Here is an 18,438-nt window from a genome sequence, read left to right as displayed (position 1 = left end):
TTGAGGATAAAGCTCATGCCTTATTATTAGACATTATAAATAGGCTTCTTAAAGGGGCCATTTTTTAGAAGAACTTATGAAAACGAATGTGCCGACTATTTCAGCCTACGATGTTATTTATGACGTAGTGCCTAAGCTTGATACCCTCGAAAAGCTGGTGGGGGGGCACCCTTGATGAAGCGCTAATGGCTAACCAGGAACTGGAAAGCATTGCGCATATAAACACGCTGAAAACGGAGTTTCAGCTGGAACTGACCATGATCCGTATGAACCTGGAGCATTTGTTAAAGCGTTATCAGAAAGAGTTGAATGCCGTGGTAGAAGATAAGCGCCATGATCAGCTATTAACGCTTGACGCGTTCGAGGCAATGGCGATTGAAAGTGCTGCCCAGCTTTATCGGCGAGCGCAAGCTCGTTAAGCACTCATCCATGAAACCCAAACAACCATCGAGCAGGCCGAAACCCACGGGCTTGATACAACCATGCCTGATGATGACACACAGCGTTTCTATATCCTCGATGAAAGTAGTGCCAACGTGCCTGGGCTATGTTGTCTAATAGGAAGGCGACAGTTTCTGAATAACACTTCGATAGAACCAGTCGGGCAGGTTCTCTTCTTTTAGCTGAATGTCGCCATTGGGGGTTACTTCCGCTAGCCATATGTCTTGAGTGCCCGAGTTGTCGAATATAAAAGCACGATCAGCAAGCTTGATAGCCTTCAAGAGTAAATCAAGAGAGCGATCATAACGCTGACGGATTTTTTCTTCAGGTACGGGGTGACCGCCGGTTTTTACTCGGTTATGCACTCTCTGAACATTGATCGCTGGGTCGTCGGTAGCAATATAGTAAAGGTAGTTTTTAAAACCTTTAGCACGAGACGCTTTCAGTACGTCAATCTTGTCTTCTGATGACATGACTGTTTCAAAGGTGAAGCTGATGTTAGACGCAGTGAGTTGCTCTCGAATAAGTGCAGAGGCAATAGACGCAATATAAGAATTTGGTGGTAAGGAGGGAGGGAATCTAATGCAGTTGTCTGCAAAGACTAATGCATCAAGCTGCGGTGCTAATGACGCTTTTAACGTTAATGACGACTGATAGAAGTAGTGCTTGATAGCCGTGCTGGATAAATAAACCGAGTAGTCCTCGAAATAGAGAGTACCTGACTCTTTGGCATTACTTTCTATGTCATCAGGGTTAATATAAACCCCTTTTTGATGAGTGGGGATGACATCCTTGATCGTACTTTTTCCTGAGCCGTTAGGCCCAGCAAACATACGCAACCGTGGCGTCTCGGCCATCAGGTCACCTTGAGCTTTATATCAATTGAAACCTTGTGCTTAGGCGGTGCCTTTCTTATAAAACGAACACTGCCGTCTGGTGAGGTTTCAACAAGATTGTCATCGACTATTTCAACCACGGTATGGCCGCTATTTAATGATGCCTGGTATGCACGACGTGTGTAAAGCGATGTCTGTGCTGCAAATCGCTGTTCTGCATCTTGCATGATAACCATGGGAACTCCTTCACATAATGGGTTCACTATATAGCATACTACAAATGGCGGGGGGAAAGCGCCAGGGCTATGTTCGTGTCTTGCGCATTGAAGGCCGCGCATAAAAGTCGTTAGGGTAGCCACATAAACAGTGCGCAAATGAAGGATGACGATAGGTATGACGCCTGATGAGCATGAGCGTGTAGCACTGGAATTGGAAAGCGTCATACGCGAAACCCAAACAACCATCGAGCAGGCCGAAGCCCACGGGCTAGATACAACTATGCCTGATGATTATGCCCACCTTCTCGATATTCTCGATAAAGCGATCAAGCAGCAGCACGACCATACGTTAGCGATGCTGGAAAACGACCGCTAGCGGTTAATTTTACACACATGCAACGGGTGTTTTGCCTTGCTCGTGTTCTCCATCATGCCACTAATTGCCTAGCTCGCTAAAATTGCTTTTCCCTATTATTGGTCGATACTTACCCTCTTACAAAAAAAGTGGGATATTAAAAATGAATGCGCATACGCTGGCGCTGACCTGCGCCATTGGGGCCGGGTGGTTAAGCTTTAATACGTTGGTGATCGTAGGCTATTTTTTTGTGTGTAAAAGAGAGGCGCTGGGGCTGGGGGAGCGGAATAGCTTTTGGCTAACAGTTGCGGGTAAACGTGATGAAAAATCCGCGGCTTCCCCTGCGGTTCCCCCACGCTCACAGCCTAGCCAAAAGCCTATAGAAGAACGTGTGCCTATGGACTTGCCTGAGCAAGAAGAGCCGTTCCTGGAGGAACCCATTGGCAAGCCTGAAGAGATACCTACGCATGTATTTTACGTAATGTTCCAACAGCCGAGCATTGAGCTTAATCAGAAGGTGCAATTAGTCCTGGATAAATGGGGCGCTTACTTCGATGCAGAGTTGAAAATTTATGTGGCATTGGGCGTTACTCCACAAAACCCCTTACGTATTGCCAACGCGTATCCGCCTGGCTTGATGCCTACAGAAGAGGTGTTCCAACAAGAGGACCACCTGCTGGGCGGGGTCAGCATTATCCTCAATAAGCCCAAGCGCAAACGTGGTTTTGACAAAGTGCAATTGGGCAAAATGGTGGAATTGAGTGAAGAGCTTGCCGCGTTAGGTGGGGCCTTGCTTGATGAAGAGCGCCAGCCAGCCTCGCGTAAAACCTTCAGGGATATTACTGGCGGTTAATGCCCGTTATGACTGCGCTATTAAGCGTGGTGGTAATTTGTAGCTACCTTTCTATTAGCGCCTGCTATCAAACACATAGCATAGGTTGGTTTCGCTGGCCAAACTCTAATAACCTCAATGCATAAAACTATTTTTAATATTCTTTTTTGTGTTTATGATGTGCGTGTAACGGCTACGCTGCCTTTGCGCCTGCCACGCCTACACTCTGCAAAAGGCAAATGATCTTTGCCGATGAGGATGCTTCTGATGACTCGATCACGTCGTTTAAACACGTTAGTCGCCGCGCTTACCTTAAGTGTGGCAGGTGGTTTTGCTGCGGTTCAGGCCCAGGCAGATACCCTACGAGTGGGCATGTCGGGCGGCTATTTCCCGTTTACCTTTGTGGAGCGCGACGAACTCAAGGGTTTTGAGGTCGATGTCATGAACACGGTGGGGGAGGTCACCGGTGATGATGTCGAGTTTGTCACGGCGAGTTTTTCGGGACTAGCAGGTATGTTGGATTCTGGCCGCATCGACACTATTGCCAACCAGATAACGATAACGCCGGAGCGTGAAGCCAAGTATGTATTTACGGCGCCCTATGTGTATGACGGTGCGCAGGTCGTTGTCCGGAAGGGTAACGATGCTATTAACGGCGTTGAGGATCTTTCCGGTAAATCGGTTGCGGTTAACCTGGGCTCCAACTACGAGCAGTTGTTGCGCGAGCTGCCGAACGCCGACGAAATTGATATCCGCACCTACGAATCCAACGTAGAGCAGGACGTAGCATTGGGGCGCACCAATGCCTTTATTATGGACCGCGTTAGTGCGACTCAGGTGATTAAGGAGCGCGGTTTGCCGTTGGAACTGGCGGGCCAACCCTTCACCGTTATCGAAAATGCGCTGCCGTTTCGTGACAACGAGGCAGGCAATGCCCAGCGCGACCGTGTGGATGAAGCGCTAACTGAGCTGCGCGATAACGGCACACTGCGTGAAATTTCCGAAAAATGGTTTGATACCGATATCACGCAGCAGCCGGAATAACCGCTACGCTGTAAACGGAAGCCTGTATTGAACGCGGCCGTGGGTAATCCACGGCCGTTTTGCTTATAAGCGATGCTGACATGCTAAACCTGGATTATATGTGGGGGCTGTTACCGGTCCTTTTAAGCTATGTGCCACTCACGCTTGAAATGGCAACCCTTGCCATGCTGTTGGCGCTGGTGTTTGCCTGTCTTCTGGCCGTGATTCGCGTGACCCGTGTGCCGGTGTTGAACGGCTTTTCGCTGCTGTTTATCTCGTTTTTCCGCGGCACACCGCTGTTGGTTCAGCTTTTTCTGTTCTATTACGGGTTGCCCCAACTGGTGGAGGCGTTGGTGTCGATTAACGGCATAACCGCCGCTGTCATGGGCCTGACGCTGCACTTTTCCGCCTATATGGCTGAGTCTATTCGGGCGGCCATTGTGGGGATTGACCGCAGCCAGACAGAAGCGGCGCTCTCTATCGGCATGACGCAGTCGCAGCTAATGCGGCGTATTATTCTCCCCCAGGCGACCCGTGTGGCGACGCCCACATTGATGAACTACTTCATTGATATCATCAAGGCGACGTCGCTGGCCTTTACGCTGGGCGTCACAGAATTGATGGGAGCCACACAAAAAGAGGCCGCCAGCAGCTTTCTCTACCTGGAGGCTTTTTTACTCGCGGCGATGATTTACTGGGTCATAGTGGAAATTCTCTCCTGGGGGCAGCGTCGCCTGGAAATTTACCTGAATAAGGCGTACCAACGATGATCTCGCTTGAGGCCGTTACCAAGCGCTTTGGTAAACAAGATGTATTCACCGACATTGATTTGTCGCTTGAGCGGGGCGAGATCATTGTCATCATTGGCCCTTCAGGCACGGGTAAGTCAACGCTATTACGCTGCATTAACTTTTTAGAGCGGCCTGAGTCGGGGCGTATTACCGTCGGCGATGTGCGCGTAGATGCGCAGCAGGCGAGCCGTGCCGATATTTTAAAGCTGCGTCGGCGTACCGCGTTTGTCTTTCAAAACTATGGTTTGTTTGCCAACAAAACGGCGCTTGAGAACATCAGCGAGGGCATGATCGTCGTTGATAAAATTCCCAAGGAAAAGGCCCATGCACGTGCCCGGGAAATCCTTGAGCGGATCGGGCTTTCAGATAAAGCCGATGCTTACCCGGCAGCGCTTTCTGGCGGGCAGCAGCAGCGTATCGGCATTGGCCGCGCCATGGCCGCGAACGCCGATGTCATTCTGTTTGATGAGCCCACGTCATCGCTGGACCCGCAATGGGTGGAGGAAGTGCTGAGCTTGATGAAGCAACTTGCCGCCGAGCAGCAAACCATGATTATCGTTACCCACGAGATGCAGTTTGCGCGTGACGTAGCGGATCGCGTGATATTTATGGATGAAGGGCAAATTATTGAACAAGCGCCGCCCGAGGAGCTGTTCACCACCCCCAAGGACCCGCGCACGCAGCATTTTCTGCGCAAAATCCTTGCCCCAACAGGCCAGCCGCTGCCTTAACAGCATGTGGTTATGAATGCTGTAAAATGTAAATATCGGTTTTCGAATAATTCGAATAGTGCTAGAGTTATAGCGTTGAGTATCGAAGCACCTATGGAGAAAACCGATGCACGCGCTAGCTAGTCAGTTACCTAATGCCGAAGAAGCCGCTCTGGCCAAGCTATCAAGCCGTGAGCTTGCCGCTTACATTGAGACAAAAGCGCCTACCCAAAAAGTCGCTGTTATCAATAAAGACGGCGAAACGCACCAGGTTGAGGTGCCGGCCAGCGCGCTTCGTCTATTGGTGGATATCTTGACCGAATTGGGCGATGGGAACATGGTCAAGCTCATTCCTGTACATGCGGAGATGACAACCCAGGAAGCGGCGGATGTCATGAACATGTCGCGTCCTTCCTTCATTAAGCTACTTGATGAGCAGCGTGTTCCGTTTCATCGTGTCGGCAATCGACGTAAAGTTAAATATTCGGATGTCATGGCGTACAAGCAACAGCTCGATCAAAAACGCCTTGAGTCGCTGGCTGAGTTAGCAAGGCTCGATCAATCCATGGGGCTAGGGTATTAATGAGTTCTTATTACACAGTGGTATATGATGCCTGTGTATTATATCCCGCACCACTCAGAAGCCTGCTGATGTATTTGGCTATTACAGACCTATATCGAGCTCGCTGGTCACGTCAAATACATGAGGAGTGGATGCGCAGTTTGCTGGCGCAGCGTAGTGATATCACGAGAGAGCAGCTTGAACGCGTGCGTGAATTGATGGATAGCCATACCCGCGACGGGCTGGTTGAAGGGTTTGAGCTTTTGATTGATGGGTTAAAACTACCAGACCCGGATGATAGGCATGTACTTGCATGCGCTATTCACTGCGGCGCTGAAGCAATTATCACGTTTAATCTTAAGGATTTCCCCAGTGAAATGCTCAACTCCTATGACATTCGAGCCATACACCCTGATGAATTTTTAGTAGATATGCTTGCTTTGAATCCTGGTAGCGTCATTCAAGCGCTACAGCAGCATCGTAAAAGCCTCAATAATCCGGCTTTCACCGCTGATGAATATCTGGATGTGTTGCTGAATCAAAGGCTACCCAACCTGGTTGGTAGTTTGCGACCCATGAAACTTTTGATATAAGCGCTTTTCAGCAGCTCACCGCTGCCCGTCGTGGGCAGCGGGGCACTAGCCGATGAGCATCGATTACATCACCGGGCTGAAAATGGTGGCAACGTTATCGCCGATGCGGCGTAACAACGAGCGATGAATGACCTGGTCGGGGACCACTTCATTGGCATCGGAAAGCCAGGTGTTTTGGCGTTCTCTAATGCTTTTCGCTACGTCGGGGGAGTGCAGTAGAATATTATTTTCGAAATTAAGTTCAAGGCTGCGTCGGTCCATGTTCGCCGAGCCGACTAGCGCCACTGCTTCATCCACCACCAGTGTTTTTGCGTGCAAAAGGCCGCCGCGAAATTCAAAGATCTTCACGCCAGCGGCAACAAGCTGCGCATAGTAGGCTTTGCTGATGGCGCCTACCACGAAGGAGTCGTTGCGCTGGGGCAGGATGAGCGTGGTTTGAACGCCGCGCCTGGCGCAGCCAATCAGCGCCGAAAGCAACGAGGCGTCCGGAACAAAGTAGGGGTTCGAAATCACGACTTCATGCTGGGCGCAGTGCAGAAGGCTGGAAAACACATCCGACATGGCGCCTTTAGGTGACAGCGGCCCGGTGCCAAAGGCAATAGCCGCGCTGGCGCTGTTCATGGCTTCCGTGCTGGTTTCTGTGCAGGATGGCGGTACTTCCCAGGCAACATCAAGGTGCTCGTTGGATTCGATCAACCAGTTGGCCGCAAACAGCAGCTGGTTTTGCATCACTACTGGCCCCTCGAAACGCAGCATGATATCCACCCAGGGTGCATACTTTGCCTTGACGCGAAACTCGGGGTCGGCGCAGTTCTGGCTTCCGCAGTAGGTTAGTCGGTTATCCACCACGACGATCTTGCGATGGTTTCTAAGGTCTGCGCGGTTTCCAAGCAGTGCGTCAAGCCCAAAAGAGACCTTAAGCGATATGCACAGTTGAACACCGGCGGCTTTCATTGCGGCCCAGTGCTCCGAACGGGTAAGCGCTCGCGAACCAATACCGTCCACAATGATGCGGCATGTCACGCCACGTTCAGCCGCGCGCTTAACGGCCTCTACAATCTTGAGCCCGTTGTTGTCAGTAAGCCAAATATAAAAGGAGATATGAATGCTCTCCTTGGCGGCATCGAAGTCTTCCACCATCGCGTCGATCGCTGCATTGGAGTCGGCGGTTAACATGGCGGTGTTGTGGTCAGTGACGCCGCTATGCGCCAAATGCTCGCAGGCGCGAAAGGCAGGCCGAAAACGGTCTGGCACATGCTCCAGAGCCGATGTTTTCCCTACGTTATAGGCTTTTACCAACCGTGTGACGGTGCCAATTGCTTTTCGTCGTGAACGGCGCGATATCCATGGTTCGCCAAGTAGCAGGTAAGCAATGATGCCTAAACCAGGTAGAAACGAGAGAATCAATATCCATGCGGCTCGGGAGGCGGGCTCTTTGCCCTCTACCGTCAGCACGCGGATCACCAGGGCGACGTAGGCCAGCATATGAGCGGCAAACCAAAGAGAAAAATCCGACATAGTGAGTCCGTCTTTAATAGTGAAGTTGTTCGAGAGTCTGACTATCCCTGAGCGCCATAGGGCCTCCATTAGTAGCCACGGGGGCCGTGCGGCTAACGCAGGCCTCAGAGGTAAATAAGCTAGCGGATCGGCCGCCAAAGAACGCCGCTGCAAACACCGGTTTTTTATATTTAATAGCAATAATGTAGAAGATGCTGGGCAAAGTCCATGTCGCTTCTTTTGAGAGCGCCTTGTAAACCATTCGGCTAGCTGGCTGATGCAATAAAACATTGACAACGTGTGGCAAGCAAGAATAGTGCGTGATAGACTACGCCATCCTCTCAGACAAGACCCGTGGACGGGCAGGCAATTTGACTGCCGGTCACACTATTTGACAGAGCTTAAAGGCTTGTCGAATCAATTGGTTGTTAAGGAAAGTCGCGTTATGGGCAGCTTTTAAAGTGAACATGAGCGTGGCGAACACATAGTTAATCCGTTGCCGAATTTGCGGCAACCTTTATTCTCCAAGGAGATACCTGTGGCGAACAGCAAGCAAGCACGCAAGCGCGCCCGCCAGGCCGAGACTCGTCGCGTCCTGAAAGCCAGCCAGCGCAGCATGGTCCGCACCTATATCAAGCGTGTGATCAAAGCGATCAACACCGGCGACCACGGCAAGGCGATGGAAGAGTTCAAGGTAATGCAGCCGGTCGTTGACCGTATTGCTGATAAAGACGTGCTGTCCAAGAAGAAAGCAGCGCGCCTGAAAAGCCGTTTGAACAAGCGTATTAAGGCACTGGCGGCGTAAGCCGGCAGGCGCCATAAAAAAAACCGGCTACGGCCGGTTTTTTTGTGTCTGATGGTTTTATCTAATGACTCTATGATGGGTATTGGCCATCCGCGCCTATGGATCCAAAAATGACCTCAAACACGCCGCCGAATGAAACTTCCGCCACGCCTGGCGCGCCGCCACGCCGTGGGCTAATGCGCTCGGGGCTGGTGGTTAGCTCCATGACCATGCTTTCTCGCGTGATGGGCCTGATCCGTGACGTGGTGGTGGCGACGCTTTTGGGCGCCGGGAATGGCGCGGATGCCTTTTTTGTCGCTTTTAAAATTCCTAATTTTTTGCGGCGCCTGTTTGCGGAAGGTGCCTTTAACCAGGCCTTTGTGCCGGTCCTTTCCGAGTACTCGGCCCAGCGCAGTAAGCAGGAAATTCGCGAGTTACTCAACGCCGTAGCCGGTAGTTTAACCGCACTGCTGGCTTTGATTACCGCGCTTGCGATGCTGTGCGCGCCCTGGCTTATCTGGGTGTTTGCGCCCGGTTTTGGCAGTGACCCCGCCAAGCATGCCTTGACCGCCGATATGCTGCGCCTCACGTTTCCGTATTTGCTGCTGATCTCGCTCACGGCTTTTTCTGGCAGCGTGCTAAATACCTGGAACCGTTTTGCAGTGCCCGCCTTTACGCCGGTTTTGCTCAACCTGTCACTCATTGGCGCCGCGCTCTTTTTAATGCCGTTAATGGATGAGCCCGCCATGGCGCTGGCCTGGGGCGTGCTGATAGCAGGTGCTGCCCAGCTGATTTTCCAGGTGCCGTTTTTAATGCGTTTGGGCTTGATGCCCACGCCTTGGCCGAACTTCGCTCATGAAGGCGTTAAACGCATTTTAAAGCTGATGGGCCCGGCGCTGTTTGGGGTCTCGGTCTCGCAAATTAACCTGCTGCTGGATACGGTGTTGGCGTCACTGCTGGTGGCGGGCAGTGTCTCCTGGCTTTACTACTCTGACCGCTTGGTAGAGCTGCCGCTCGGCGTCTTTGGCGTGGCGATAGCAACGGTGATATTGCCCGCGCTTTCCAAGCGCCACGCTGAACAGTCAAAGGCGCATTTTGCCGCCATGCTCGACTGGGCGATCCGGTTAGTGCTTTTGGTGGGCCTGCCTGCCGCACTGGCGCTGGCGGTATTGGCCGAGCCGCTATTGATCACGCTATTTCACTATGGCGCAATGACCGACCACGATATTCAGATGGCCGCGATGAGCCTGCGTGCCTATGCCTTTGGCTTGGTCGCCTTTATGCTGATTAAGATATTGGCGCCTGGTTTTTTTGCCCGCCAGGACACCAAAACGCCGGTGAAGGTGGGTATTATCGCCATGGTCGCTAATATGGTGTTCAACCTGATGTTGATTTGGCCGCTTGCCCATGCCGGGTTGGCGCTCGCCACGGCGCTGTCGGCATTTTTGAACGCGGGTATGCTGGGAGTGTTGCTGTACAGGCAGGGCGTGCTGGTTTTTCAGCCGGGCTGGGGCCGGTACGCGGTGCAACTATTGGGCGGTAGCGGTTTGATGTGTGCCGCGCTTTATATGGTGTCGCCAGAGTGGCACGCGTGGCTTGCGTTTAGCCTGTGGCAGCGTGTTGCCTGGGTGGCCGGGCTGGTAGGTTTAGGGGGCGGGATTTATGTTGTCTGGCTTACTGCGCTGGGCCTGCGGCCACGGCATTTTAAAATGCAGAGCTAGGCCGTACAGCGGCAATGCGTGGCCGAACGCTTAAAAGTCACGTTGAATCGGCAGAGAGTTAGACATATATCACGGTAGGTTCGCTATAATCAGAGCTTTTTAAGCTTCACCCAAACCCAACAAGGCTTGGGAGCGGCAAATTATTAACGGCTGAGGTGCCATGCGCGTCATTCGAGGACTGCACAATCTGGTAGCGGCACAGCGTGGCTGCGTCGCTACCATTGGAAATTTTGACGGTGTGCATCGTGGCCATCAGGCAATTTTGCAGCAGTGCCGCGAGCACGCCGCACGCCTAAACGTGCCGCTAACCGTGGTCGTGTTTGAGCCCCAGCCGCGCGAGTATTTTGCCGGTGACCAGGCACCCCCACGGCTAACGCGCTTGCGTGAAAAGGTGCGTCTGTTGGGCCAATACGGCGCTGAACAGGTGCTGTGCCTGCCGTTTAATAATGCCCTTAGAAGCCTGACCGGGCGCGAATTTATTGATCAGGTGCTGATCGAAGGGCTGGGTGTTAAGCATCTGGTCGTTGGTGATGACTTCCGTTTTGGCTGTGACCGCCAGGGCGACTTTACGCTGCTGGCCGCGGTGGGCGAAGAGCAGGGCTTTGGGGTTGAACATACCCGCACCTTTACGGTTGAGAACGAGCGGGTTTCAAGCTCACGCGTACGTACCTTGCTTGCCAGCGGTAACTTTGCCGCAGCAGCCAATCTGTTAGGGCGGGCGTATTCGCTGGATGGGCGTGTGGTGCGTGACCAGCAGCTTGGCCGCACCATTGGTGTGCCCACGGCGAACCTGCCCCTGTTGCCTCAGCCCTTAACGCTGCGCGGTGTCTATGCCGTTGGGGTGACGCTTGAAAACGGCCAGCGCTATCACGGTATTGCTAACGTCGGCTTTCGGCCGACGGTTGGCTCCAAGCGGCCCACACTGGAAGTCAACCTGTTTGATTTTGACGGTGATCTCTACGACAAACGCATGACGGTATTTCCCTGTGCGCGGCTTCGTGGGGAAGTGAAATTCGACAACTTTGATGCGCTAAAAGCGCAAATTGAGCGCGACCAGGCCCAGGCACATCGCTACTTTGCGACGGCCGTCACTGGTTGTCATAACGCGCTGCCGCTAGCCTCGGCCCCGCTTGGGCGTGAGGCTATGGCCTCCAAGGCTCAGGCCTCCCAGACTCAGGTTTCCAAGACAATTTCTTCTGATCCTTCTTCGGCGGATGACGCTGCCGATGCTAACAACGGCTGACCGAACCATGGACTATAAGCACACGCTAAACTTGCCTGAAACCGACTTTCCTATGCGTGGCATGTTGCCCAAGCAGGAGCCGGGACGCGTTTCACGCTGGCAAGATATGAACCTGTACCAGCGCCTGCGCGAAGCGCGTGCTGGCGCACCGCTGTTTGTACTGCACGATGGCCCTCCCTACGCCAACGGCAGTATCCATATTGGTCACGCCGTTAATAAAATTTTAAAAGATATTATCGTTAAATCGAAAAACCTGGCGGGCTTTGATGCGCCTTACGTGCCGGGCTGGGATTGCCATGGCCTGCCCATTGAGCACAAAGTAGAAACCACGCACGGTAAGCACCTGGCGCCTGCAAAAGCGCGTGAGCTGTGCCGTGAGTACGCGGGCGCTCAGGTTGAAACACAGCTGGCTGATTTTGTGCGCCTGGGGATTATTGGTGACTGGAATCATCCCTACCGCACCATGGACTACGCCAATGAAGCAGGCGAGATTCGCGCACTGGCCGACATGGTCGAAGCGGGCTACGTCTTTAAAGGCCTGAAGCCGGTTAACTGGTGCTTTGACTGTGGCTCGGCGCTGGCTGAAGCGGAAGTCGAGTATCAAGACAAAAAGTCCGACGCGATTGATGTCGCTTTTCCGGTGGAAGATGCCGATAAGCTGGCCGCTGCGTTTGGCCTGAGCGAGCTGCCCAAGCCGGCGGCGGTGGTGATCTGGACCACCACGCCCTGGACGATCCCTGCCAACCAGGCGCTGAACGTTCACCCCGAATTTACCTACGCGTTGGTCGATACCGGCGAGCGCCTGCTGCTGCTAGCCGAAGAGCTGGTCGAAAGCTGTCTTGAGCGCTTTGGTTTGCAAGGTGAGGTCATTGCCATCACTCAAGGCGAGAAGCTAGACCTGATCAATTTCCGCCACCCGTTCTATGATCGCCTGTCGCCAGTTTACCTGGCTGATTACGTCGAGTCGGAAGTGGGCAGCACCGGTATCGTTCACTCCGCGCCTTCTTACGGCCTGGATGACTTTAATACCTGCCGCGCCCACGGCATGAGCTTTGACGACATGCTGAACCCGGTACAGGGCAACGGCGTGTACGTTGATGATCTGCCGTTCTTTGGCGGCCAGATGATCTGGAAAGCCAACCCCAACATCGTCGCCAAGCTTGACGAAGTGGGTGCGCTGATGGCGCATAAGCCCATCGTGCACAGCTACATGCACTGCTGGCGCCATAAAACGCCGGTTATCTACCGCGCGACAGCCCAGTGGTTTGTGGGCATGGATATTCAGGGGAAAGACGGTAAAACCCTGCGTGAACGCGCGCTGGAAGGCATCGAGGCGACCCAGTTCACGCCCGCCTGGGGCCAGGCGCGTCTGCACAGCATGATCGCTAACCGCCCGGACTGGTGCATCTCGCGTCAGCGTAACTGGGGCGTGCCGATTCCGTTCTTCCTGCATAAGCAAACCGGCGAGCTGCATCCGCGCACCATTGAGCTGATGGAAGAAGTCGCTAAACGCGTGCAGGAGCAAGGCATTGATGCCTGGTTCAGCCTCGACGCTGCTGAGCTGCTGGGTGCGGAAGCCGCCGAATACGACAAGACGACTGATACGCTGGATGTCTGGTTTGACTCCGGCACCACGCACCGCCATGTGCTGCGGGGCTCTCATCCGCATGGCCATGAAAGCGGCCCGCGAGCTGATTTGTATCTGGAAGGCTCTGACCAGCACCGCGGCTGGTTCCACTCGTCGCTACTGACCGGTTCAGCAATTGACGGTCACGCGCCGTATCGTCAGCTATTGACCCACGGCTTTACCGTCGATTCGCAAGGCCGTAAGCAGTCCAAGTCGTTGGGTAATGTCATCGCGCCGCAGTCGGTGATGGACAAGCTGGGTGCCGACATTCTGCGCCTTTGGGTGGCCTCGACGGATTACTCCAATGAAATGGCCGTGTCGGATGAGATCCTCAAGCGTACAGCGGACGTGTATCGGCGTATTCGCAACACGTCGCGCTTTCTTTTGGCCAACCTGACCGGCTTTGACCCGGCGCGCGACATGGTGGCTTTTGAGGATATGATCGCTCTGGATCGCTGGGTCATCGACCGCGCACTGCAGCTACAAGAGCGCATTCAGAAAGCGTATGAAGAGTACCGCTTCCTGGATGTGTATCAGCAGGTGCATACCTTCTGCGCGCGCGACCTGGGTGGTTTTTATCTGGATATCATCAAGGATCGCCAGTACACCACGCAGGCTGATTCGCTGGCACGCCGCAGCTGTCAGAGCGCGCTCTATCATGTTATCGAGGCGCTTTCGCGTTGGGTCGCTCCGATTCTCTCCTTCACCGCAGAAGAGATCTACGAGCATATCCCGGGCAAGCGTGGCGACAGCGTGCTGCTGGAAACCTACTATACCGACCTGAAGCCCCTTGATGCTGACGCCGAGATGGGGCGTGAATACTGGGAAGCAGTGCTAGAGGTCAAGCAGGCGGTGAATAAGCGCTTGGAAGAAGCGCGTAGCGAAGGAGCCATCAAAGGCTCGCTGGACAGCGAAGTCACCCTTTACGTCAGCGACGAACTCAATGTGTTGCTGTCACAGTTGGGCGACGAGTTACGCTTTGTGCTGATTACCTCGGAAGCGACCCTCAAGCCGCTGGCGGATGCCGAGGCATCTGCCTACAGCGAGCTAGAAGGGCTCAAAGTGGCGGTGGTCGTCAGTGCGTTTGAGAAGTGCGAACGTAGCTGGGAGCGCCGCCCGGACGTAGGCACGCATCCTGAGCATCCCACGCTGTGCAAGCGCTCGATTCTTAATCTGCCGGATGGCCCGGGTGAGGTGCGTCACTATGCCTGAGTCGGTCTCGTCCAACGCGCGGCTGCCCATGCGCCAGCCGCTGCGCTGGCTGTGGTTGGCCGTTGCCGTGATTGTGCTGGATTTGGCCACCAAGGCGATTGCCAGCAGCCAGCTGGGGTATCTGCAGCCGGTAGAAGTGCTGCCGTTTTTTAACTTCACCTTAATGCATAACACGGGGGCGGCCTTTAGCTTTTTGGCTTCTCACCCTGGTTGGCAGCGCTGGTTTTTTGCGGTCATCGCGATTGGCGCAAGCGTGGGCTTAACCATCTGGCTTTCCCGTGTTAGAGCCGATGAAAAGCTGCTGGCCATTTCGCTTCCGCTGATTATCGGTGGGGCGCTTGGGAATCTCTATGACCGCCTGGTGCATGGCTACGTGGTCGATTTTTTATCGTTTCATGTGGCTGGTTGGTACTATCCTGCCTTTAACGTGGCAGACATCGGGATTACTCTGGGGGCCATTGGGTTGATTTGGGAGTCAGTGATGGGTGACCGGCGGCGTAAACAAGCCCACTCAACGAAGTAACCCGCGACCTCTAACTCGGTTAGCATTTAATCAGGCCCTGGTGGCAGTATGCCAGGGCCTTACCACATAGCGAGCAGTGTAATGAGTGATTACCTGATTGATGAGGGGATGGAAGTGACCCTGCACTTCACCCTGAAACTTGAAGATGGCACGGTAGTGGACTCTACCAAAGAGAAGGCACCGGCCACCTTTCAGTACGGTGACGGCAATTTGCCACCCGGCTTTGAGCACCCGATTAAAGGCATGACAACGGGCGAGACAGGTACTTTTCAGGTCTCTCCCGAGCATGCCTTTGGGCAGCACAATCCGCAAAATATCCAGACGTTAAAGCGCGCTGATTTTGGCGATGAAACGCCTGAAATTGGTATGGTGATGTCGTTTGCCGATAAAGCGGGAACGGAATTGCCTGGTGTGGTCAAAACCATTGAAGGCGACCGCGTCGAGGTGGATTTTAATCATCCGTTGGCGGGGCGCACGTTAACCTTTGAGGTTGACGTACTGGATGTAAAACCGGTTACAACGCACTAGTCTTTAACATTGGCTTTAGCATTAGCTGGGTTCTTATTCACTAAACGGTGCGGTAACGCATCAAGGCATTACTATGCAGTCGACGCAAGCACAGCCCATACAGATCAAATTGGCCAATCCGCGTGGTTTTTGTGCCGGCGTGGATCGCGCTATAGACATCGTCAACCGTGCACTGGATGTGTTCGGACCGCCTATCTATGTGCGCCATGAAGTTGTCCACAACCGCTTTGTGGTGGAAACGCTGCGCGAGCGTGGGGCTGTCTTCGTGGAAGAGCTCGACGAAGTGCCGGATGACGTGATCGTTATTTTCTCTGCGCATGGCGTGTCTCAAGCCGTACAGTCCGATGCTGACCGGCGTGGGCTGAAAGTGTTTGATGCCACTTGCCCGCTGGTCACCAAGGTGCATTTGGAAGTCTTGCGCTACGCCAAGCGGGGACACGAGTGCGTGCTGATTGGGCACGCAGGCCACCCCGAAGTAGAAGGCACCATGGGGCGCTATGACACGGCGCATGGCGGCCGCATCTATCTAGTGGAAGATGAGCAGGACGTTGCCAACCTGGAGGTCAATGACCCTTCCAGCCTTGCCTTTGTGACCCAAACGACGCTGTCGATGGATGACACGGCCAAAGTGATTGATGCGCTGCGCGAGAGGTTTCCCGAGATCAGTGGGCCGCGTAAAGATGATATTTGCTACGCCACGCAAAACCGCCAGGACGCGGTGCGTGAACTGGCGGCGGACAGTGATCTAGTGCTTGTAGTGGGCAGCCCCAATAGCTCCAACTCTAACCGCCTGCGCGAGCTTTCCGAGCGTATGGGAACACCGGCGTACCTGATAGATAATGCCGACCAGATTGAGCCAACGTGGCTTGAAAACGTCGGCCGCATCGGCGTAACGGCGGGTGCCAGTGCCCCGGAAGTGCTGGTGAAAGGCGTAATTGGCAAGCTTCAGTCATTGGGTGCTTCCATGCCGGAAGAGCTAAAAGGCCGCGAGGAGAGCATTACGTTCTCCATGCCCAAAGAGCTGCGCGAGCAGGTAATCGTCAGCAGCTGATGCACTGCGTATGCGGTGGCTGATGCAGGAGCATCACGTGAGGTTTTCGCTTTATCCTTACTCTATTCGCGCAGGCCGCTCGATAGAGCGTCAGCGCGGTTTTACGCTTCTTGAGCTTGTGGTGGTGATGGGCATTCTCGGCCTTATCGCTGGCATGGCTTACCCTGCCTACTCCCGCTACCTGCAAACATCCCTGCGCACGGATGCGCATGCGGGGTTAAGGCAGGCGGCGGCTGAACTAGCGCGCTGTCACGCCCGAACCTACTCCTACCAGGAGTGTGAAATGCCCCACCTGTCACCAAGCGGGCATTATCGCATTGCCTATTCTGAACGCCAGGATGGTCGCTATGTGCTAAGCGCGTCGACTGAGCGAAAAGACGGCTGTGGCCAAGCCATAACGCTCAGTAGTCAAGGTGAACGCCTGCCCGAGACGTGCTGGTAAGTGCGGTGCCAAGAGGGGTTTACTCTGGTTGAGGTGTTAATTGCCTTGGCCTTGCTGGCGTTTGGGCTGATCGGCATCGCCGCCATTCAGCTAACGTCGCTGCAAAGTGCCGCTTCGGGCTACCAATACTCCGTGGCAAGTGTGGCAGCTCTGGATGCCCAGGAGCGCGCCTGGGCGCAGTTGGCGGCGAAACAGAACTGCCGACACCTCACGGCGGGGCTGGAGAGTGACTGGCAGGCCGAGTGGTTTACGCCTTCACAAGCACCGCTTAACGGTGCAACGGGCACGGTTGATAGCGCTTTTGTATCCGGAGGCTGCCAATTGACCGTCTCCATTACGATGCGTGCACGGCCTTCCAATCAAGCGGCTGACCATTTTGACTACGTGTTTACCTTGCCCTTTATTGAAGCGCGCTATGCTGGCGAGGCGCCTAATGCTCAATAAGCGCCAAGGAGGATTTACGCTGGTTGAAATGATGGTCGCGATGGTGATCGGCGCCATTATTATTTTGGGCGCAGGCCAGCTTTTGTTAACCACTGTGACGACCTTTCAGCGCGTCGAGGCCATCAGTCGCGAGCAGGAAGCGCTTGTTTTTGCCGTTCAATCGCTCACCCGGGACATTCGTAAAGGCAAGGCAGGCCAGTATGAGATCAATGACTCGCTGGTCGATGCGACCACCTGTGCATTACGCCATAACAGCCAGCCCTTGATAGAAGGGCTTTATAAAGGCAGTCACGCATGCGACGCGCTTAGCCTGTTTGAGAAAGACGTCGATGGTATAACAGGGCTTTATCGGATAACGCTCCAATTTGCGGGCGAGCGCCAAGCACCGTTTGTATGGCATGTGATGCAGCGTGATCACGTTATCACGCGTCTCACATCCCTTCCCGCCACGGAGGGCAGCCCATGAAGCATCAGCAGGGGGCTGCGCTGGTGATCGTTATGGCACTTCTTTCTGCCGCGCTGCTACTGGGCGTAGCGAGTATGCGGACGGCGTTAGTCGATGAGCGTTTGGCGGGTAATTTTCGAATTGCCGTTCAGGCCCAAATGCTGGATGAGAGTCTGCTGGCTGTCTTGTCGGACCGCCAGTATGCAGCATCGCGGGATGCCTTCTTGAACCGTTTACTAACGTATCCACCCGCCTTCAATATCGGTGATAAGCGACAGTTGCAAAGCGATGATAGTCAGGCGTTGTTGCCACGCCAGGCGCTCAACGTACTGCTTGAGGCATTGCCAATAGCGCAAGCCGAGGGCCAAAGGCTATTACTTGATGACCTCATCATTGATATTGAACGGCTGGCGGATCAGCGCGTTGCCATCACGGCCAGAAGCGGTGGTACGTCTGCCAGTACACACGCTGTTTTTGTGAGGCAAAGCCCGGAAGAAGCAACGTGGCGGCTGGCAGGATTGCGCTGATGGCATTCGCCACGCGTAAATCTGCGCGTTATG

22 protein-coding genes are annotated in these 18,438 nt (G+C 54.1%); 19 read left to right on the top strand and 3 right to left on the bottom strand.

From position 1 onward, the window contains the following. The first annotated feature begins 185 nt into the window (after positions 1–185). The gene (locus ACT3TJ_RS12415) at positions 186–419 is read left to right on the top strand and encodes a hypothetical protein (RefSeq protein WP_444665783.1); all 234 of its coding nucleotides are present in this window, start codon (positions 186–188) and stop codon (positions 417–419) included. A gap of 135 nt (positions 420–554) precedes the next feature. On the opposite strand, the gene ACT3TJ_RS12410 is transcribed toward ACT3TJ_RS12415, so the two are convergent. Both ACT3TJ_RS12410 and ACT3TJ_RS12405 read right to left on the bottom strand, forming a co-directional pair. Then, positions 555–1,298, bottom strand: coding sequence for a zeta toxin family protein (locus tag ACT3TJ_RS12410; RefSeq protein WP_193056973.1), 744 nt, complete (start codon positions 1,296–1,298; stop codon positions 555–557). Next, positions 1,298–1,513, bottom strand: a complete 216-nt coding sequence (locus tag ACT3TJ_RS12405) for a hypothetical protein (RefSeq protein WP_193056972.1) — start codon at positions 1,511–1,513, stop codon at positions 1,298–1,300. The genes ACT3TJ_RS12410 and ACT3TJ_RS12405 overlap by 1 nt, the downstream gene beginning before the upstream one ends. A 157-nt stretch (positions 1,514–1,670) precedes the next feature. Here ACT3TJ_RS12405 and ACT3TJ_RS12400 point away from each other — a divergent pair, with 157 nt between their 5' ends. From ACT3TJ_RS12400 to ACT3TJ_RS12370, 7 genes are all read left to right on the top strand, one after another. Then, positions 1,671–1,871, top strand: coding sequence for a hypothetical protein (locus ACT3TJ_RS12400; protein ID WP_441679812.1), 201 nt, complete (start codon positions 1,671–1,673; stop codon positions 1,869–1,871). A gap of 142 nt (positions 1,872–2,013) precedes the next feature. Next, a complete protein-coding gene (locus tag ACT3TJ_RS12395) occupies positions 2,014–2,703 on the top strand; it encodes a hypothetical protein (RefSeq protein ID WP_444622237.1) in 690 nt (229 codons plus the stop codon). A gap of 246 nt (positions 2,704–2,949) precedes the next feature. Beyond that, positions 2,950–3,726 carry an amino acid ABC transporter substrate-binding protein gene (locus ACT3TJ_RS12390; RefSeq protein WP_444622236.1) on the top strand — a complete coding sequence of 259 codons (777 nt, stop codon included), beginning with the start codon at positions 2,950–2,952 and terminating at the stop codon, positions 3,724–3,726. Between the two features lie 80 nt (positions 3,727–3,806). Continuing rightward, on the top strand, positions 3,807–4,475 hold the full coding sequence (locus tag ACT3TJ_RS12385; RefSeq protein WP_444622235.1) for an amino acid ABC transporter permease: 669 nt from the start codon (positions 3,807–3,809) through the stop codon (positions 4,473–4,475). Continuing rightward, a complete protein-coding gene (locus ACT3TJ_RS12380; RefSeq protein WP_441679808.1) occupies positions 4,472–5,227 on the top strand; it encodes an amino acid ABC transporter ATP-binding protein in 756 nt (251 codons plus the stop codon). The genes ACT3TJ_RS12385 and ACT3TJ_RS12380 overlap by 4 nt, the downstream gene beginning before the upstream one ends. Positions 5,228–5,333: 106 nt before the next feature. Continuing rightward, positions 5,334–5,789, top strand: a complete 456-nt coding sequence (locus ACT3TJ_RS12375; protein WP_441679806.1) for an excisionase family DNA-binding protein — start codon at positions 5,334–5,336, stop codon at positions 5,787–5,789. Beyond that, complete coding sequence (locus tag ACT3TJ_RS12370; RefSeq protein ID WP_441679804.1) at positions 5,789–6,361, top strand: PIN domain-containing protein; 573 nt, start codon at positions 5,789–5,791, stop codon at positions 6,359–6,361. The genes ACT3TJ_RS12375 and ACT3TJ_RS12370 overlap by 1 nt, the downstream gene beginning before the upstream one ends. Before the next feature lie 63 nt (positions 6,362–6,424). On the opposite strand, the gene cls is transcribed toward ACT3TJ_RS12370, so the two are convergent. Then, complete coding sequence (gene cls / locus ACT3TJ_RS12365; protein WP_441679802.1) at positions 6,425–7,879, bottom strand: cardiolipin synthase; 1,455 nt, start codon at positions 7,877–7,879, stop codon at positions 6,425–6,427. 517 nt (positions 7,880–8,396) lie between these two features. On the opposite strand from cls, the gene rpsT reads away from it, so the two are divergent. From rpsT to ACT3TJ_RS12310, 11 genes are all read left to right on the top strand, one after another. After that, positions 8,397–8,663, top strand: coding sequence for a 30S ribosomal protein S20 (gene rpsT, locus ACT3TJ_RS12360; protein ID WP_009097974.1), 267 nt, complete (start codon positions 8,397–8,399; stop codon positions 8,661–8,663). Positions 8,664–8,773: 110 nt separating this feature from the next. Beyond that, positions 8,774–10,363, top strand: coding sequence for a murein biosynthesis integral membrane protein MurJ (gene murJ / locus ACT3TJ_RS12355; protein ID WP_444622234.1), 1,590 nt, complete (start codon positions 8,774–8,776; stop codon positions 10,361–10,363). 160 nt (positions 10,364–10,523) lie between these two features. Further along, complete coding sequence (gene ribF / locus ACT3TJ_RS12350) at positions 10,524–11,606, top strand: bifunctional riboflavin kinase/FAD synthetase (protein ID WP_444622233.1); 1,083 nt, start codon at positions 10,524–10,526, stop codon at positions 11,604–11,606. Next, positions 11,590–14,445, top strand: a complete 2,856-nt coding sequence (ileS, locus tag ACT3TJ_RS12345) for an isoleucine--tRNA ligase (RefSeq protein WP_444622232.1) — start codon at positions 11,590–11,592, stop codon at positions 14,443–14,445. Before ribF ends, ileS begins: the two co-directional genes overlap by 17 nt. Next, positions 14,438–14,968 (top strand): signal peptidase II, encoded by a 531-nt coding sequence (gene lspA / locus ACT3TJ_RS12340; RefSeq protein WP_444622231.1) that lies wholly within the window; start codon positions 14,438–14,440, stop codon positions 14,966–14,968. Before ileS ends, lspA begins: the two co-directional genes overlap by 8 nt. 81 nt (positions 14,969–15,049) lie before the next feature. Next, positions 15,050–15,496: an FKBP-type peptidyl-prolyl cis-trans isomerase gene (gene fkpB, locus ACT3TJ_RS12335; RefSeq protein WP_172118959.1), complete on the top strand. Its 447-nt coding sequence runs from the start codon at positions 15,050–15,052 to the stop codon at positions 15,494–15,496. A gap of 73 nt (positions 15,497–15,569) precedes the next feature. Continuing rightward, a complete protein-coding gene (gene ispH / locus ACT3TJ_RS12330) occupies positions 15,570–16,547 on the top strand; it encodes a 4-hydroxy-3-methylbut-2-enyl diphosphate reductase (RefSeq protein WP_087111239.1) in 978 nt (325 codons plus the stop codon). 37 nt (positions 16,548–16,584) lie between these two features. Then, the gene (locus ACT3TJ_RS12325) at positions 16,585–16,989 is read left to right on the top strand and encodes a type IV pilin protein (protein WP_441676537.1); all 405 of its coding nucleotides are present in this window, start codon (positions 16,585–16,587) and stop codon (positions 16,987–16,989) included. Next, complete coding sequence (locus ACT3TJ_RS12320; RefSeq protein WP_441679794.1) at positions 16,990–17,433, top strand: type IV pilus modification PilV family protein; 444 nt, start codon at positions 16,990–16,992, stop codon at positions 17,431–17,433. Beyond that, complete coding sequence (locus ACT3TJ_RS12315; RefSeq protein WP_441676541.1) at positions 17,423–17,899, top strand: PilW family protein; 477 nt, start codon at positions 17,423–17,425, stop codon at positions 17,897–17,899. Before ACT3TJ_RS12320 ends, ACT3TJ_RS12315 begins: the two co-directional genes overlap by 11 nt. After that, positions 17,896–18,405: a PilX N-terminal domain-containing pilus assembly protein gene (locus ACT3TJ_RS12310; protein WP_441676543.1), complete on the top strand. Its 510-nt coding sequence runs from the start codon at positions 17,896–17,898 to the stop codon at positions 18,403–18,405. Before ACT3TJ_RS12315 ends, ACT3TJ_RS12310 begins: the two co-directional genes overlap by 4 nt. Positions 18,406–18,438: the final 33 nt, after the last annotated feature.

This window comes from Halomonas sp. AOP30-A1-24 (genome assembly GCF_052378165.1).
Classification (GTDB): Bacteria; Pseudomonadota; Gammaproteobacteria; order Pseudomonadales; family Halomonadaceae; genus Vreelandella; species Vreelandella citrativorans.
This window is presented reverse-complemented; position numbering and strand designations above follow the sequence as displayed.

Excerpts from the sequence above, each read along its gene's own strand:
- ACT3TJ_RS12415 (WP_444665783.1), top strand. The coding sequence starts at position 186 with ATGGCTAACCAGGAACTGGAAAGCATTGCGCATATAAACACGCTGAAA.
- ACT3TJ_RS12410 (WP_193056973.1), bottom strand. The coding sequence starts at position 1,298 with ATGGCCGAGACGCCACGGTTGCGTATGTTTGCTGGGCCTAACGGCTCA.
- ACT3TJ_RS12405 (WP_193056972.1), bottom strand. The coding sequence starts at position 1,513 with ATGGTTATCATGCAAGATGCAGAACAGCGATTTGCAGCACAGACATCG.
- ACT3TJ_RS12400 (WP_441679812.1), top strand. The coding sequence starts at position 1,671 with ATGACGCCTGATGAGCATGAGCGTGTAGCACTGGAATTGGAAAGCGTC.
- ACT3TJ_RS12395 (WP_444622237.1), top strand. The coding sequence starts at position 2,014 with ATGAATGCGCATACGCTGGCGCTGACCTGCGCCATTGGGGCCGGGTGG.
- ACT3TJ_RS12390 (WP_444622236.1), top strand. The coding sequence starts at position 2,950 with ATGACTCGATCACGTCGTTTAAACACGTTAGTCGCCGCGCTTACCTTA.
- ACT3TJ_RS12385 (WP_444622235.1), top strand. The coding sequence starts at position 3,807 with ATGCTAAACCTGGATTATATGTGGGGGCTGTTACCGGTCCTTTTAAGC.
- ACT3TJ_RS12380 (WP_441679808.1), top strand. The coding sequence starts at position 4,472 with ATGATCTCGCTTGAGGCCGTTACCAAGCGCTTTGGTAAACAAGATGTA.
- ACT3TJ_RS12375 (WP_441679806.1), top strand. The coding sequence starts at position 5,334 with ATGCACGCGCTAGCTAGTCAGTTACCTAATGCCGAAGAAGCCGCTCTG.
- ACT3TJ_RS12370 (WP_441679804.1), top strand. The coding sequence starts at position 5,789 with ATGAGTTCTTATTACACAGTGGTATATGATGCCTGTGTATTATATCCC.
- cls (WP_441679802.1), bottom strand. The coding sequence starts at position 7,879 with ATGTCGGATTTTTCTCTTTGGTTTGCCGCTCATATGCTGGCCTACGTC.
- murJ (WP_444622234.1), top strand. The coding sequence starts at position 8,774 with ATGACCTCAAACACGCCGCCGAATGAAACTTCCGCCACGCCTGGCGCG.
- ribF (WP_444622233.1), top strand. The coding sequence starts at position 10,524 with ATGCGCGTCATTCGAGGACTGCACAATCTGGTAGCGGCACAGCGTGGC.
- ileS (WP_444622232.1), top strand. The coding sequence starts at position 11,590 with ATGCTAACAACGGCTGACCGAACCATGGACTATAAGCACACGCTAAAC.
- lspA (WP_444622231.1), top strand. The coding sequence starts at position 14,438 with ATGCCTGAGTCGGTCTCGTCCAACGCGCGGCTGCCCATGCGCCAGCCG.
- fkpB (WP_172118959.1), top strand. The coding sequence starts at position 15,050 with ATGAGTGATTACCTGATTGATGAGGGGATGGAAGTGACCCTGCACTTC.
- ispH (WP_087111239.1), top strand. The coding sequence starts at position 15,570 with ATGCAGTCGACGCAAGCACAGCCCATACAGATCAAATTGGCCAATCCG.
- ACT3TJ_RS12315 (WP_441676541.1), top strand. The coding sequence starts at position 17,423 with ATGCTCAATAAGCGCCAAGGAGGATTTACGCTGGTTGAAATGATGGTC.
- ACT3TJ_RS12310 (WP_441676543.1), top strand. The coding sequence starts at position 17,896 with ATGAAGCATCAGCAGGGGGCTGCGCTGGTGATCGTTATGGCACTTCTT.